Origin of the sequence: Alteromonas profundi (genome assembly GCF_010500865.1) — a bacterium.
GTDB classification, from domain to species: Bacteria; Pseudomonadota; Gammaproteobacteria; order Enterobacterales; family Alteromonadaceae; genus Alteromonas; species Alteromonas profundi.
Genome location: NZ_JAAAWN010000003.1, coordinates 223516 through 238779 on the forward strand (window position 1 = coordinate 223516; position 15264 = coordinate 238779).

The following is a 15264-nucleotide window of genomic DNA, read 5'->3' on the forward strand; positions in this document are numbered from 1 at the left end:
ATTATTAACTGTCTGGCAACGTAACGTTGAGTTCTAAAATACTGCAATCATCATTGTTATCAAGTTGCACCGACACCTGATCATCTGCGATGGTGACGTACTTGCGGATCACCTGAATAATTTCCTGTTGCATCATTGGAAGATAATCCGGCTCTGTTCGCTTTTTACGCTCGTGGGCTACAATAATCTGTAGCCGCTCTTTAGCAACGGCGGCAGTACTCGGTTTTTGCTTCTTTTTAAGCAAATCGAAAATACCCATTACTTCCCTCCTAGTAGACGTTGGAAGAATCCCTTTTTCTCCGCTTCAAGAAAACGATGCTCTACCGTTTCTCCTAATAATCTCTTTACTGCATCTGCATATGCTTGGCCCGCATTCGCTTCTTCATCGAGAATAACTGGCTGACCTTGGTTTGACGCTTTTAACACAGACTCTGACTCTGGAATTACACCAAGCAATGGAATGGCCAGTATTTCTTCCACGTCTGCCACACTTAGCATCTCGGCGCTTTCTACGCGCGTTGGATTGTAGCGGGTTAGAAGCAAGTGTTCTTTAACTGACTTACCCTGCTCAGCGCGCATAGACTTACTTTGTAGGATACCTAAAATACGGTCTGAGTCGCGTACCGAAGACACTTCAGGGTTGGTAACTACAATTGCCTCATCAGCAAAATAAAGGGCCATTTGAGCTCCTTGCTCAATACCCGCTGGCGAGTCACATATAATAAATTCAAATTCTTTTTTCAGCTCATCAAGTACAGCCTGCACCCCATCAATGGTAAGTGCATCTTTGTCGCGGGTTTGCGAGGCCGGTAAGATAAATAGGTTTTTGGTACGCTTATCTTTTATTAGTGCCTGCGTAAGTGAAGCTTCTTTATTGATAACGTTAACAAAATCGTAAACTACGCGACGCTCGCAGCCCATAATTAGATCGAGATTTCGAAGGCCCACATCGAAATCGATAACCACGGTTTTATGCCCGCTTAGCGCAAGCCCGGTACTAATTGCTGCGCTTGATGTAGTTTTACCAACACCGCCCTTGCCTGATGTTACTACTATTATTTTTGCCATTTTTATTCCTCGATGAAAACGTTATCGCTAAGCAATAGGCTCAATACGTAACGTGTCCTCTTCCAAATAGATTTGTGCGGGCTGTTTCCAGCATGCGGCTTTTACTTTGTCATGCATAATAAATTGCCCAGCAATTGAAACGAGTTCAGCATCTAACGACTGACAGAAAACCCGTGCTTGCGCATTCCCTTTTACCCCCGCTAACGCTCTTCCTCGCAGTGTACCGTAAATATGAATATTGCCATCGGCGAGCACTTCTGCGCCCTCACTCACCGCTGCGGTTATCACCAGATCGCTGCCCTCAGCATACACTTGTTGTCCTGAGCGTACAGGTCGGCTAACCACTTTCGCAGGCTTTAATTGCGCTGCGCTGGGCGGCTTACTTACTGGCGTTTTCTGCGCGGCGACTGCCTCTTCAGTTTCTGAAGAACTCGGCGATTTAAGTGTACTTTCGGTAAATTTGCTTTGGCTGACATCGGCCAACCCTAAATCGTTTATCGTGTTTTTTAACCCTTCGGTTTCCCCTCTTACCGCCATAGGCTGTAAGTTGAATTTCCGACACAACGCCACCAGCAACTCAAATTCGGTTGCAGACAGGCCGGTTGCTAAATGTAAAATCAGTGATGAACGCGTAAAAAATTGTGGAGCGCTGGCCACTTTGTCAGCCAGTTGAGATTCAAACTTATCCGGTTCAAACCCGATGACTTCCAACACTATACTGGTAAGCGTAGTGCCTTTCATTCGAAAGCAGGTATCTGTCATTAATTCTTCCTGAGTATTCTTATTGCGCAAGCGCCCATGTAAAGGGGCTTAAAGCGAATAAGCACTCTATCAAATTCCCCCTTAACGGCAATAGCCAAGTGCCTAGGAATCGGCCAAGTGCTCAATAAACAACCTGTATTTAGCTATTATTTATCAGCTGAGAATTTGAATGTCAAAATTAGGGGCGTTTCGCCATTAAACGGGCAATTAACGCCCCTAACCACTCACCATCGGTTAGTCTTGATTGTTGGTAAGTTTCATTGGGTCAAGTAAGCGAGCGAGTTCGTCCTTAGACAAATCTGTCATGGCCTCAGCGACTTCTATCACGGGCTTCTTCTCTTTATAAGCGACTTTGGCAATCTCGGCTGCACGGCTGTAGCCAATAATAGGGTTAAGTGCGGTAACTAAGATGGGGTTTCTATCTAATGCTTCGGTTAACTTATCTTGGTTTACGGTAAAGCCTGCAATAGCTTTATCGCCAAGTTGCACAGCACAATTTGTCATTAACTTAATACTACTAAGCAGGTTACTGGCTATCATTGGTAGCATCACATTTAATTCGAAGTTACCGGCTTGGCCGCCTACGGTGATGGCTGTATCGTTGCCAATAACCTGTGCACTCGCCATCGCCACGGCTTCAGGGATAACCGGGTTTACTTTGCCAGGCATAATGGATGAGCCTGGCTGTAACGTGGGTAACGAGATTTCAGCTAATCCAGCCAACGGGCCCGAGTTCATCCACCGCAAATCATTGGCAATTTTCATCATGCTAACGGCCAACGATTTCAAACTTCCTGACACAGATACCGCTACATCTTGCGAGCCTATTACTGCAAAAAAATTGTCTGCTTTTGAAAATTCAATACCCGTTAACAACGTAAGCTCTTCGGCTATGGTCTCGGCAAACTTCGGATGGGCATTTACCCCGGTGCCTACCGCGGTTCCCCCTTGCGCTAATTTTTGTAACTGAGGAAGCAACACCTTTAACCCGTTTACTTGGTGTTTTAGCTGTGACGCCCATCCAGAAAGACTCTGATCCATCCTTATTGGCATTGCATCCATAAGATGGGTTCGCCCCGTCTTACAATATTTTGAGACTTCCTTCGCCTTGCGTTCAATGGTAGCAATTAAGCCTTCCAGTGCTGGAATGAGTTTCTGGGTTATTTCAATACTGGCACTTACATGAATAGTGGTAGGTATAACGTCGTTGGAGCTTTGTCCATAATTAACATGATCATTGGCGTGAATATCGCAATTAGCTTTTTCTTTGGCGATAGTTGCAATCACCTCATTAGCGTTCATATTGGTACTGGTGCCAGAACCCGTTTGAAAAATATCCACGGGAAAATGACTACGAATGTCTTGCTCATCTAATAGCAGGTTGCATGCGCTAACAATCGCATCGCCCTGCGATTTATCTAGGGCCTCCAACTTCATATTCGCCTGCGCCGCTGCCTTTTTCAACATCACAAGTGCGCGTAAAAATGCCTCAGGCATTCTATCGCCACTTATCGGAAAGTTCTCAATAGCGCGTTGTGTTTGGGCGCCGTAGCGTGCATTCATCGGGACTTCCAACTCCCCAAGACTGTCTTTTTCAGTGCGTGTCTTTGTCATAACCTTATCCTTTAATATGGTTAGCGCATTGCCGGCTTATAAATAGTAAGCGCGTTATAGCGTATGAAATTCGAGTCTACTAGACACTACTAAGTATGGCTGAAGTTGGATCCAGTCATTCATCGTTTCTGCTAATATTCGTATGCTTGCAGGGCCCACTCTGCCAACTGCTTTTCCTACACAAGCCGCTGGGTGTACACACCACATCCTCCGCGCAACGTCATGCCCCTCCTACCTACATAACCTACGTGATCCAGCTTAACGTCTATCGCGTAATCACGAGCGAAGAGTTCAAACCTAAGACCATGTCACTATCGATATGGTTAACCATAAGGGATACGTTTATGATGAAGAAATATATCATCGGCTTTACCGCGTTATTTGCATCAACGTTTGCGTTTGCTAATGAATGTGCCACTACGGTAGAAAGTAATGATGCTATGCAATTTAACACTAGCAAGGTAACTATTCCCGCTTCCTGTGATGAGTTCACTGTAACCTTGAAACATACCGGGGCCCTGCCTAAGCAGTCTATGGGACATAATTGGGTAATGACAAAGAAAGCAGATGCGCAAGCGGTGGCATCAGATGGGGTAAGTGCGGGTCTTGATAACAATTATCTTAAGCCCAACGACGAGAGAGTTATCGGCGCAACCGAGGTGATTGGCGGTGGTCAAGAAACGTCAACGACCTTCTCGGTAGCCGAACTAGATAAAGAAGGCGAATATATGTTTTTCTGCTCCTTCCCTGGCCATATAAGCCTTATGAAAGGAACGGTTACTTTCGGTAGCTAACCTTACATTGCGCTTTATTATATAACAGAAACGGCGCTCGCCGTTTCTGTTTATGAAGTCGCCCTTAAGCCTCACCACTCATGTGTAATTCTCCCATCATTGGTGGCCCTGCATCTCCTTTTCTTCTTCATTTTGGTCATCTACTGCCACGTTCCAGGGAACACTAAGGGTATAATTTCCTTTTCGCGTATTGTATTGATAGACCGTGGTAGTTAACACTATTTCCTGTGGAGTAAAGCCTTCAGGCAAAGTTACGCTGGTATTAACGGCTTGGAAAAATTTGAAGCGATACGCTATATCATCAGAAGTCAACTTATCATCCGACGTACTTAAGGTAACAGTTTCTCCATTTTGTTCTCCCACAAAAGCGATATTAAGCTTTCCTCGTAGTACGCGCTTGCTGGTACTTTGCTGCAGCAGCACCATACTTACATGGTATAGCTGTTGGCTATTGCCGGGGGTTACTTTAACCCCCTCTACTACAAAGCCTTCTTGCGTTTTTTCCGGCGCCATCACCCGCTCATAAAACGCCACTTTTTCCATTAGCTTAACCGTGTCGCTACGCTCTTGCGCTAACGCTGCGGTAATATCCTGCTTTTCCATTTTCGCCAACTCGAGTGCAATCTCCAACTGATTTACGCGTGTGGTCAGCTGATTATTTTCATCAGTTAACAAGGCAATAGTGGCTCTTTGGGCAGCGACCTTTCTACCGTCACCTTCGTCAATCTTGCGTGCGATATTGTAGCCAAGGGCAACCATGGCGAGCATAGCAAGGCCAATAAGCAGCGACCATTTGTGATCACCGAGTTGTTTTTTTAATTCGTCTGTCGTCATTGTTATTTTTACTGCTAACTTATCAGTACTCTGTTGTCTTTCTTAACATTATGAATTGAAAGTGTTTGTGGTAAGCTTGATGTTATGTTGTCTTTACCATAACACATCATGCGCTTGCAGGCCTTACGACAAGAAGTCGCTCATCCACGTACCTCAATTCAACTTTGCTTATTAGGCATTATAGGTGGCGGGTGTGCAGCCATGCTTATCATTCTATTTCGACTGTGTGTGGAATGGATACAAACCTCAGGGTTCGGCAGTCTTAAAAGCTGGTTTAACCACGAGTGGCCGGTATTCTTACTTATGCCGCTAATCAGTGTGGGTCTTATCCTACTTATTGCCTATATTACCGGGTTCAAACATTATCGAATGGGCATTCCATTCGTTATCCATCGGGTAAAATATTACTACGGCCATATTCCTTTTCGTACCACCATAAACCAATTCTTCGGCGGCATGTTAGCACTGGCTGGCGGCTTTGTTGTGGGCCGAGAAGGTCCATCTGTCCATTTAGGTGCTTCAAGCAGTACGTTTTTAGGTCGATGGCTACGGTTGCCAGATAATAGTGTAAGAATTATGGCTGGCTGTGGTATCGCCGCTGGAATTTCAGCGTCATTTAATACCCCTTTCGCCGCAGTTATTTTTGTAATGGAAGTAGTGCTGCGAGAATATCGTATTCATATTTTCGTACCTGTTATGCTTGCCGCTGCCTGTGGTTCTGTACTTACCCGTATTGTATTTGGCGAGATAAACGAATTGTCCTTCTTGTCATTTACCGCGTTCAGTCAATGGATGTATATCTATCTTATCGTATTGGGCGTATTGCTAGGTATGCTTGCCACCTTTTTTAATAACCAGCTTATGCGGGTTATGACTTTTTTCAGACCCGTTTCTATGGTTTGGCGCTTAGTTTTAGCGGCACTTATTACCGGTAGCGTAGGTATGTTCTTACCGGAAGCCTTAGGCGCTAATTTTATCGATGTAGAACAACTATTTGAACGTGATCCAGGCACCTTATTACTCTGCGCTATTTTGATAGCTAAGGTAATATTGGCGGTATGTGCCATTGGTTTAGGTGTACCCGGGGGTATTATCGGCCCCGTAATGGTCATTGGTATGTTAGCGGGGGCGGTTTTACTCGTGCCGCTTTCTTATTTTATTGAGATCCCAGAATTCACCAGTAGCTTTGCTCTACTGGGGATCGCCGGTATGCTTACCGCGGTACTTCACGCCCCCCTTGCGGCGTTATCGGCGGTAATGGAATTATCCTATAGCCCGCAAATCATTCTCCCTGCAATGCTTGTCATTGTGCCGGCATATGTCACTTCTACCCAATTTTTCGGTAACCGGTCTATTTTTATTCGCCAATTGGAGTATCAGAATTTACCCTATGCCATATCGTCAATACGTGAATCGTTAGAGAAAACAGGCGTTTTGGCCGCAATGAGCACAGACTATAAACTCTTTGTAGACGCACCTGATAAAGCCCTATTAGATTATCTTTCGAGTAATCCGACGAAAATTGTTATTCAGCAGTCAAAATTTGAAATAGATGTGCAGTATCGGCTGGTCCAATATAATGTGAGTTTAGAGCATGATGCTAATGCGTTAAGTTATTACGAAATGGAAGGCTTAAGCGTACAATGTACGCTGCATGAAGTTTATGAACACTTGAAAAATGCTCGCTCAGGCGCCGTGTATATTTACGATCTTGAGCTTAACGATATTGTCGGCGTAATTACTTGGAATACCTTGCAAAGCTTTTTACAGAAGGCACAGTACTAATTCATGTATATTTTATGGTTTAAAGCACTTCATATCTTTTTTATGCTGGCGTGGATGGCGGGGTTATTTTACCTGCCTCGACTTTTTGTCTATCACGCTGGGGCAACGTCTCAAGTGGTGAAAGACGAATTTAAGGTTATGGAACGTCGACTTTGGTATTTTGTCACGCCGTTTGCCTTTCTCACCCTTGCCTTTGGTATTGCACTGATTGTTAGCTATGGCGCCACCTGGTTTAAAATGTCGGGATGGTTGCACATTAAAATTGTCCTTTTACTTGCCATATACAGTTATCACTTCTATTTGTTTAGATTGATGAAACAGTTTGCACGGGATGAAAACAGACACAGTAGCAAATTTTATCGGTTTTTAAATGAAGCGCCTGTATTACTTATTTTGGGCATTGTTTGCCTTGCAGTTGTTAAGCCATTGTAATATATAACAATGTAATGAGTACAAATTTTAACCCGCAGCGCCAGGACTGACTGTCAAAATTACGGAACCCACTATACGAGCATCTTTGCCGATAGTAACCACTCAAGGAGCGAGCATGGACGAAAATAATCAACATTTAAGGCGGTTATTAGAACAAACCGATGTAGCATTTAAAGCGCTTATGCAAGAACCTAATTCGAGTGATTTAAACGCCGCCTACGATAACGCTAAGGCGGAATTAGACCGCTATATAGTGTCATTACGCAATAGCTTAGCCCAACGCCACCAGAACCTAACCAATAGAGAACGTTAACTATTAAGGCGCTTTCGTATACATTTCAAATTGATTGGGCAATGCCGCTGCTAACTCACCCGCTAAGTGTTCATAGTCGCGCAACACAGAGGGGAGTTGCTTCCATAAAAGGTTTAGATTTTCTTTTAGCGCTTGCGCCTGTTGAGGGGAACGCTGCTTAATTGCCAGTTCCACGTTAGCTAAAGTAGAAAATAACTTAAGGCACCGTGACAATCGTTTTTCAGCACACTCTTTATCCGTAACGTCTGTTCGCACTGCACCTTGCTGGTGCTTTTCCCATGCAGACTGCCATACACTCTCTAACTGCTGATGAGCGAATAACAACCCCGTTAACCAAGCACCCACGGGGGAATCCTGCACTGAGCCGTCTTTTGTTGCTCGACAACGTGGAGGTAAGGATATTGTTTGGCCCTGCATTGCCTGTAGATGTGCCCTAAGACCATCCATAAGCCCATCTGCCAGCGTATTAACCTCAGCGTCGACCATGGCGCTTGAGGCGCTTTTTATCAGCCACGGCATCCACGTTTCTGGCATAGGTATTTCTGGTGCCGCAGCAATGGCGAATATCATGCCATCGGCCTCAAATTTATCTGGAAGCACTGAGGATAGGTTCTCGTGCTGATAAATATGTGCAAGGGTGTCAATGGGTACTGAACTCATGATATTTACTCTTCTTTTCTACGGTTGCATGTAACCATTACCAACCTGTAAGCTTCGCCGCCTTCTCTACTTAGGTAATATTCCAACCTGCGTAGTGCAAACACCAGACAAATAGGGAGGCGTTACACTATTGCGTGTACGCGGCCCTGTTGTCATGATAGCAAAACTTAACTAAGAGTCGTCCACATGGCAAAAGATAAATCAGGATATATTATCGCGGCCGCATTTATAGGCCCAGGAACCGTTACCACCGCAAGCTTGGCGGGTGCTAACTTCGGCTTTCATCTAGTATGGGCGCTGTTGTTCTCTATTTTTGCCACCATAGTTTTGCAAGATATGGCGGCCAGACTCGGCGTCGCTACCGGTAAAGGGCTTGCCGGTGCCATGAAAGATATGGTGAGAAGCCCGGTATTAAAAGCGCTATTTACGGCACTTATTGTGGCAGCGATAGGTATAGGTAACGCGGCATATGAATCGGGCAACTTAACCGGTGCCGCGATTGGACTCGACGCCTTTCTCAACATTGGTACTGGTAGCTGGGCATTAATTCTTGGCGTTATCGCATTGCTATTGCTTTGGACCAGCAGCTACCAATGGATAGAAACAGTGCTGGTTTATTTGGTATTTATTATGGCTGGCGTATTTTTACTCACGCTAATTGTAGCTAAGCCCGATATCGCAGCAATGTTTGAACAGTTTTTGAAGCCAAGCTTGAATGCCGATGCTATTACCACAGTTTTAGCGCTAATAGGCACCACCATCGTCCCTTACAACCTTTTTTTACATGCCAGCCTAGTGGCTAAATCCACCGAAGGAGAAGATAAAGACAAGGCTGTAAAACGCTGTCGTAGTCAATCAGCACAGGCGATAAGTATGGGTGGATTAATTACCTTGGTGGTAATGGCTACAGCTATGATGGCATTTTTTAATCAAGCCGCGACCATGGATGCCTCTAATATGGGGGAGCAATTACAGCCGGTGTTAGGCGATAAGGCCCAATGGTTCTTTGCTTTAGGGCTTTTTTCAGCGGGTCTAACGAGTGCTATCACCGCGCCTTTAGCGGCGGCGTATGCGGTCTGCGGTGCTTTAGGCCTATCGGATAATATGCACAGCAAAGCCTTTCGCGCGGTTTGGTTTAGTATTATCTGCTGTGGCGTTGCGGTAGCTACTGTGGGGTTTAAACCCCTGCCTGCTATTTTATTTGCACAAGCAACTAATGGTTTATTACTGCCGATTATTGCCTTATTTTTGTTAGTGGTAATGAACAATAAAACCACATTGGGAAAATACGGCAATAGTATTTATAGCAATATCGCTGGAGGTTTTGTGGTGGCCACGGTTGTCGGGCTTGGGGGATATAAAGTGGTAAGCTTATTTCTTTGATACAGACAGTAGAGTGAAACCTCCATGGAGTATCCTGTAAAGCTAAATCAACCAAGGGCAAGAGCTCTCTGGCCCTTGGTTACACGTAAAAGGCTACTTTTCTAAACGGGCTAAAATTTCTTCTAACATGGCGCGACTACAGCCAAAGTTAATGCGGAAGTGGTCAGCCTTATGAAAATCTGCGCCCGGGGAAGGCCCTACGCCTTTTTCTTCTGCCCATAACAACACGTTGTCAACGTCAAGTCCGCTGGCATCAACCCAGGCTAAAAACGTTGCCTCGGGTTTTACCATACTTAACCCATCAATAGCATTAATACGGGTATGCAGCATCTCTCTATTTTCACGCAGGTAGGCTAATTGTGCTTGGTGCCAATCATCACACTGAGTAAACGCGGCCTGCGTCGCTGCTAAACCCATTACATTAACCCAAGGCACTATACCTGCCGCCGATTGGGTAAATTGGCGACGCAATGTAGCATTGGGGATAATTGCAAACGACGTGCCTAACCCTGCGACGTTGAAGGTTTTACTGGCCGCCATCAGGGTTACGCTGTTATCAGCAAGGTTCGCTTCACGGCCTGCTGGAATATGAGATTTACCGGGTTCTAAAATAAGATCGCAGTGAATTTCATCGCTACACAAACGAACATTATTACGGTTACAAATATCAGCAATGCGGTCGAGTTCTGCTTTTGAAAGAACCGAGCCTACAGGGTTCATAGGGTTACATAAAATGAACAGCTTACATTTAGGATCCGCGGCACTTTTTTCTAAGGCATCAAAGTCCAGTGTATAACGGGGGTTATCTGAGCCTGAGTGCGGGTCGAGCACTGTGCCAATATCCACCCTTTCTAAGTCGTTTAATGCAGGCGCTGCAAGTAATGGCGGGTAATTAGGTGTTTGAATGAGTACTTTATCGCCAGCTTCACAAAAGGCTTTGCAGGCCACATTGAATGCAGGCACCACCCCAGGTGTCCACACCACCCATTCAGGTTCAATAGCCCAATTGTGTTTGTCGTTTAGCCAACGGACCACAGCGTTAATCGCGTCACCATGGTGTGCAGGTAAGATATAACCAAGGTTACCATGTTCAACGTGCGCGCTAAGCGCATCTAAAATAGGCTCTGCGCAGCGAAACTCCGTATCAGCCACCCACGAGGGAATGATATCGGTGCCTTTGTATTTTTGCCATTTAAAAGAAAATGTATCTTTTCGTGAAGGAGTCTCATCGAAATTAAATGTCACGCTATCTTCCTATTACCATAATAAATATGCCTCTAGTGTAATAACTCACGGCAAAGGAAACTAGCGCTGCTTATATCAATTCGGACTTTTTTATCCACCAATGACCGCATTTACCTTGGCGGCTAACTTGTCCATACTAAGCGGTTTGGCTAAAAAGCCGCTTACTCCTAATTGCTTGGCTTCTGTAACCAGCTTTCGGTTAGGATCAGCTGTGATTAGCAAAAAAGGAATATTTAATTGCGCTGCACGACATACTTTCAATAGACTCAGTCCGTCATAGGTGGGCATTATTTGGTCGCTAATAACAAGGCTTAACGTTGAAGCGTTTTGGCGCAGCAAAAACTCTCGCGCAACCTTACTTCTACTAAAAGGATAAACGGTTGCCCCAAGACGGGTTTCTAACGCATTAGTAATAATATCGAGGGTAACAAGGTCGTCTTCAATAACAGCAACTGAGAGCACAGAACTAACCTTATGCAGTGATTTAATCGTTTAATGATAGAGGTCGTCGGCGTGATTGCCAATTAACCTTTAAGCTATACTTTTTAGCGTAACGAAAAAAAAAGCCAACCCTCAGGTTGGCTTTTTTCCATAAGAGTATAAACCCCTAGGCGTTTATACTCTTATTTAGGCGCACGAGATGCACGCTTACGCTCGTTTTCAGTAAGAAGTTTCTTACGTATACGAATCGATTCTGGCGTAACTTCTACAAGTTCGTCATCATCAATAAACTCAAGTGCCTGTTCAAGCGACATTCTTACTGGTGGCACAAGTGTTTGTGCTTCATCAGTACCTGAGGCACGAACGTTAGTAAGCTGCTTACCTTTTAGCGCGTTCACGGTAAGGTCATTGTCACGGCTATGAATACCGATAACCATACCTTCGTAAACTTCAACACCATGACCGATAAACAAACGGCCACGCTCTTGTAGGTTAAACAATGCGTTAGTTAGTGCTTTACCTTTAGCGTTGGCGATAAGAACACCATTCTTACGCTTACCGATAATACCACCTTTGTATGGACCATAATGATCAAATGTGTGGTACAGCAAGCCAGAACCTGACGTCATAGTCATAAATTCAGTTTGGAAGCCGATTAGGCCACGGCTAGGAATGATAAAGTCGATACGAACACGACCTTTACCATCTGGCGACATATCTGTCATTTCAGCCTTGCGCAGACCAAGCTGCTCCATGATAGAACCCTGATGTTGTTCTTCACAGTCGATGGTCAAGGTTTCAAACGGCTCTTGGGTTTCGCCATTTTCTTCTTTTAGGATTACTTCTGGACGAGATACCGCTAGTTCGTAACCTTCACGACGCATATTCTCAATAAGAATACCTAAGTGAAGCTCACCACGACCTGATACGCGGAACTTATCAGGATCAGCCATTTCTTCTACACGTAATGCTACGTTATGAACAAGCTCGTCATTCAAACGCTCTAAGATGTTACGTGAGGTAACGTATTTACCTTCTTTACCTGCAAAAGGTGAAGTATTAACCTGGAAGGTCATGGTAACCGTTGGCTCATCAACTGAAAGTGGAGGCAACGCCTCTACTGCGTTTACATCACAGATGGTGTCAGAAATTTTAAGCTCGCCCAAACCTGAAATCGCGATGATATCGCCTGCATTAGCTTGCTCAACTTCATGACGGTCAAGACCAAGGTAGCCATACACAAGGCCAACTTTGCCGCTGCGCGTTTTCCCATCAGCCATAGCTATGGTGACTTGTTGATTAGTTTTTACTGAACCACGGCTAATACGACCCACACCGATTACACCTACATAGGAGTTATAATCAAGCTGTGAAATCTGCATTTGGAAACCACCATTGATGTCAGCGTCAGGTGCCGCTACTTGATCAACAATAGTTTGGAAAAGTGGTGTCATGTCTTCCGTAGGCTCATCAGCATCCAATGACGCCCAACCGTTAAGTGCAGAAGCATAAACAACTTGGAAATCTAGCTGATCATCGGTAGCACCAAGGTTATCGAACAAATCGAATACCTGATCCATTACCCAATCAGGGCGTGCACCTGGTTTATCAATTTTATTGATAACAACGATTGGTTTAAGGCCTTGTGCAAACGCTTTTTGTGTAACGAAGCGCGTTTGTGGCATTGGGCCTTCTTGTGCATCAACAAGCAAGAGTACCGAGTCAGCCATTGACATAACACGCTCTACTTCACCACCAAAATCGGCGTGTCCTGGCGTATCTACAATGTTGATTCTGTAGTCATTCCAGTTAATAGCAGTGTTTTTAGCCAAGATGGTAATACCGCGCTCTTTCTCGATGTCATTCGAGTCCATTACGCGCTCTTCTTGCTCGCCGCGAGATTCAAGGGTGCCAGACTGTTGTAACAGCTTATCTACAAGAGTAGTTTTACCGTGGTCAACGTGGGCGATGATTGCGATATTACGCAATTTACTAATATCAGTGGTATTCATGCTTATATATAGAGCCTGTGTAAATCGATACATGCCGAAATAGCATATACTAGATTCTTGCAAAAAAATGCAGATAGAGAAATTTTCGCGGATTGTACAGAAAAACCTCGACGTTTGCGCACTTTTTTTCGGTATTATGTAAAACTTCCCCGATTTAAGTACCAATCATCTCATATTATAGACCTGTACCAATACCTCGTGTAAAACATTAGATCACATTTTATTGGGCGACTATGTGGCAGCACCGCGCTAAGTATTCTACGCTTGCAAACAGGATTGCCCTACAAGCACCACATAAGTGCAGCAATGCACCATTATGATGCAATTAATGCATGAATAAAGGGCCCTGTGCCCTTGCAAGCCACAAAAATACGCTTAGCGATAAATGGCATGATAATCGCTTTCAATTTTACCACTGTTAGGGTGAGGCTGATCACTCTGCATTTTTACAATAAACCTGGAGGACACGATGTCAGTAGAAAAGGCATTAGAGCTGATTAAAGAAAGTGAAGCTAAATTTATCGATTTACGCTTTACCGATACTAAGGGTAAAGAGCAACACGTATCTATCCCTGCGAGCCAAGTTGACGAAGACTTCTTCGAAGAAGGAAAAATGTTCGACGGTTCTTCCATTTCAGGCTGGAAAGGCATTAACGAATCGGACATGGTTCTTCTTCCAGATGCTGAAAGCTGTGTTGTTGACCCATTTGCTGAAGAAACGCAAGTAAATGTTCGTTGTGACATCGTAGAACCTACCACTATGGAAGGTTACGAGCGCGACCCGCGTTCTGTTGCTCGCCGCGCAGAAGAGTATCTTAAGTCTACCGGTATCGGTGACACTGTATTCTTCGGTCCAGAACCAGAATTCTTCTTGTTCGACGACGTGAAATTCCATACTGATATGGCGGGTTCTTTCTACAAGATCGATTCTGCTGAAGCGAAGTGGAACTCAGGTGAAGAATTTGAAGGCGGTAACATGGCTCACCGTCCTGGCGTAAAAGGCGGTTACTTCCCAGTGCCACCTGTAGACTCAGCGCACGACATTCGTGCTGCTATGTGTATGGTTATGGAAGAAATGGGCTTGGTTATCGAAGCTCACCACCATGAAGTAGCCACGGCAGGTCAGAACGAAATCGCTTGCGAATTTAACACCCTTGTTAAGAAAGCTGATGAAATCCAAATTTATAAGTATGTTGTTCACAACGTAGCACATGCTTACGGTCAAACAGCGACCTTTATGCCTAAGCCACTTGTTGGTGACAACGGCTCGGGTATGCACTGTCACCAATCTATCTCTAAAGATGGTAAAAACATCTTTGCAGGTGACAAGTATGCAGGTCTTTCTGAAGAAGCGCTTTACTACATTGGTGGTATCATTAAGCACGCACGTGCAATCAATGCTTTCGCTAACGCTTCGACCAACTCTTACAAGCGTCTTGTTCCAGGGTTCGAAGCGCCAGTAATGCTGGCTTACTCAGCGCGTAACCGTTCTGCTTCAATTCGTATTCCTTACGTAACGAGTGATAAAGCCCGTCGTATCGAAGTACGTTTCCCTGACCCAACAGCTAACCCTTACCTTGCATTTACTGCAATGCTTATGGCTGGCCTTGACGGAATTAAGAACAAGATCCACCCTGGCGATTCTATGGATAAAGATTTATACGATCTTCCTCCAGAAGAAGCTGCAGAAATCCCAACTGTTGCTAGCTCGCTAGAAATGGCACTTGAAGCGCTAGATAACGACCGTGAATTCCTTAAAGCGGGCGGCGTAATGACTGATGATATGATTGATGCTTACATCGATCTTAAATCTGAAGAAGTTACGACACTTAGCATGACTACTCACCCCGTTGAGTTTGACATGTACTACAGCGTATAAGCTGTTACGTATTAGCATTTATACAAAAGCCCGCTTGCGGGC

Annotated in this window: 15 protein-coding genes; 6 read left to right on the forward strand and 9 right to left on the reverse strand. The window is 44.7% G+C overall.

Annotation, left to right across the window (positions count from 1 at the left end; all coding sequences use genetic code 11):
* Positions 1 to 4 precede the first annotated feature (4 nt).
* The 4 genes from minE to GTH32_RS03725 form a co-directional block, all read right to left on the reverse strand.
* Positions 5 to 259 (reverse strand): cell division topological specificity factor MinE, encoded by a 255-nt coding sequence (minE, locus tag GTH32_RS03710; RefSeq protein ID WP_163083894.1) that lies wholly within the window; start codon positions 257 to 259, stop codon positions 5 to 7.
* A complete protein-coding gene (gene minD / locus GTH32_RS03715; RefSeq protein WP_163083895.1) occupies positions 259 to 1068 on the reverse strand; it encodes a septum site-determining protein MinD in 810 nt (269 codons plus the stop codon). The genes minE and minD overlap by 1 nt, the downstream gene beginning before the upstream one ends.
* A 27-nt stretch (positions 1069 to 1095) precedes the next feature.
* Entirely contained in the window at positions 1096 to 1830 is a 735-nt protein-coding gene (minC, locus tag GTH32_RS03720; RefSeq protein ID WP_163083896.1) for a septum site-determining protein MinC, read from the reverse strand.
* 234 nt (positions 1831 to 2064) lie between these two features.
* A complete protein-coding gene (locus tag GTH32_RS03725) occupies positions 2065 to 3444 on the reverse strand; it encodes a class II fumarate hydratase (protein WP_163083897.1) in 1380 nt (459 codons plus the stop codon).
* Between the two features lie 344 nt (positions 3445 to 3788).
* Between GTH32_RS03725 and azu the strand changes: the two genes are divergently transcribed.
* The gene (gene azu, locus GTH32_RS03730) at positions 3789 to 4238 is read left to right on the forward strand and encodes an azurin (protein ID WP_203565343.1); all 450 of its coding nucleotides are present in this window, start codon (positions 3789 to 3791) and stop codon (positions 4236 to 4238) included.
* A gap of 96 nt (positions 4239 to 4334) precedes the next feature.
* On the opposite strand, the gene GTH32_RS03735 is transcribed toward azu, so the two are convergent.
* Positions 4335 to 5072: a DUF6776 family protein gene (locus GTH32_RS03735; protein ID WP_163083898.1), complete on the reverse strand. Its 738-nt coding sequence runs from the start codon at positions 5070 to 5072 to the stop codon at positions 4335 to 4337.
* 108 nt (positions 5073 to 5180) lie between these two features.
* On the opposite strand from GTH32_RS03735, the gene GTH32_RS03740 reads away from it, so the two are divergent.
* The 3 genes from GTH32_RS03740 (at position 5181) to GTH32_RS03750 (ending at position 7602) form a co-directional block, all read left to right on the forward strand.
* Positions 5181 to 6857 carry a chloride channel protein gene (locus GTH32_RS03740; RefSeq protein ID WP_163083899.1) on the forward strand — a complete coding sequence of 559 codons (1677 nt, stop codon included), beginning with the start codon at positions 5181 to 5183 and terminating at the stop codon, positions 6855 to 6857.
* Between the two features lie 3 nt (positions 6858 to 6860).
* Positions 6861 to 7289 (forward strand): protoporphyrinogen oxidase HemJ, encoded by a 429-nt coding sequence (gene hemJ / locus GTH32_RS03745; protein WP_163083900.1) that lies wholly within the window; start codon positions 6861 to 6863, stop codon positions 7287 to 7289.
* A gap of 115 nt (positions 7290 to 7404) precedes the next feature.
* On the forward strand, positions 7405 to 7602 hold the full coding sequence (locus tag GTH32_RS03750) for a hypothetical protein (protein ID WP_163083901.1): 198 nt from the start codon (positions 7405 to 7407) through the stop codon (positions 7600 to 7602).
* Positions 7603 to 7605: 3 nt separating this feature from the next.
* On the opposite strand, the gene GTH32_RS03755 is transcribed toward GTH32_RS03750, so the two are convergent.
* Complete coding sequence (locus GTH32_RS03755) at positions 7606 to 8262, reverse strand: UPF0149 family protein (RefSeq protein WP_163083902.1); 657 nt, start codon at positions 8260 to 8262, stop codon at positions 7606 to 7608.
* 186 nt (positions 8263 to 8448) lie between these two features.
* Here GTH32_RS03755 and GTH32_RS03760 point away from each other — a divergent pair, with 186 nt between their 5' ends.
* Positions 8449 to 9645 carry an Nramp family divalent metal transporter gene (locus GTH32_RS03760; RefSeq protein WP_163083903.1) on the forward strand — a complete coding sequence of 399 codons (1197 nt, stop codon included), beginning with the start codon at positions 8449 to 8451 and terminating at the stop codon, positions 9643 to 9645.
* A 93-nt stretch (positions 9646 to 9738) separates the two neighbouring features.
* Here GTH32_RS03760 and GTH32_RS03765 read toward each other — a convergent pair whose 3' ends face one another.
* The 3 genes from GTH32_RS03765 to typA all read right to left on the reverse strand — a co-directional run bounded on the left by GTH32_RS03765 (position 9739) and on the right by typA (position 13343).
* Positions 9739 to 10890, reverse strand: a complete 1152-nt coding sequence (locus tag GTH32_RS03765; protein WP_163083904.1) for a PatB family C-S lyase — start codon at positions 10888 to 10890, stop codon at positions 9739 to 9741.
* 90 nt (positions 10891 to 10980) lie between these two features.
* Positions 10981 to 11352, reverse strand: a complete 372-nt coding sequence (locus GTH32_RS03770) for a response regulator (protein ID WP_163083905.1) — start codon at positions 11350 to 11352, stop codon at positions 10981 to 10983.
* Positions 11353 to 11513: 161 nt separating this feature from the next.
* The gene (gene typA, locus GTH32_RS03775; protein WP_163083906.1) at positions 11514 to 13343 is read right to left on the reverse strand and encodes a translational GTPase TypA; all 1830 of its coding nucleotides are present in this window, start codon (positions 13341 to 13343) and stop codon (positions 11514 to 11516) included.
* 469 nt (positions 13344 to 13812) lie between these two features.
* Between typA and glnA the strand changes: the two genes are divergently transcribed.
* Complete coding sequence (glnA, locus tag GTH32_RS03780) at positions 13813 to 15222, forward strand: glutamate--ammonia ligase (protein ID WP_163083907.1); 1410 nt, start codon at positions 13813 to 13815, stop codon at positions 15220 to 15222.
* Positions 15223 to 15264: the final 42 nt, after the last annotated feature.

Coding starts and splice junctions, on each gene's coding strand:
- minE (WP_163083894.1), bottom strand. CDS start 259: ATGGGTATTTTCGATTTGCTTAAAAAGAAGCAAAAACCGAGTACTGCC.
- minD (WP_163083895.1), bottom strand. CDS start 1,068: ATGGCAAAAATAATAGTAGTAACATCAGGCAAGGGCGGTGTTGGTAAA.
- minC (WP_163083896.1), bottom strand. CDS start 1,830: ATGACAGATACCTGCTTTCGAATGAAAGGCACTACGCTTACCAGTATA.
- GTH32_RS03725 (WP_163083897.1), bottom strand. CDS start 3,444: ATGACAAAGACACGCACTGAAAAAGACAGTCTTGGGGAGTTGGAAGTC.
- azu (WP_203565343.1), top strand. CDS start 3,789: ATGATGAAGAAATATATCATCGGCTTTACCGCGTTATTTGCATCAACG.
- GTH32_RS03735 (WP_163083898.1), bottom strand. CDS start 5,072: ATGACGACAGACGAATTAAAAAAACAACTCGGTGATCACAAATGGTCG.
- GTH32_RS03740 (WP_163083899.1), top strand. CDS start 5,181: ATGCGCTTGCAGGCCTTACGACAAGAAGTCGCTCATCCACGTACCTCA.
- hemJ (WP_163083900.1), top strand. CDS start 6,861: ATGTATATTTTATGGTTTAAAGCACTTCATATCTTTTTTATGCTGGCG.
- GTH32_RS03750 (WP_163083901.1), top strand. CDS start 7,405: ATGGACGAAAATAATCAACATTTAAGGCGGTTATTAGAACAAACCGAT.
- GTH32_RS03755 (WP_163083902.1), bottom strand. CDS start 8,262: ATGAGTTCAGTACCCATTGACACCCTTGCACATATTTATCAGCACGAG.
- GTH32_RS03760 (WP_163083903.1), top strand. CDS start 8,449: ATGGCAAAAGATAAATCAGGATATATTATCGCGGCCGCATTTATAGGC.
- typA (WP_163083906.1), bottom strand. CDS start 13,343: ATGAATACCACTGATATTAGTAAATTGCGTAATATCGCAATCATCGCC.
- glnA (WP_163083907.1), top strand. CDS start 13,813: ATGTCAGTAGAAAAGGCATTAGAGCTGATTAAAGAAAGTGAAGCTAAA.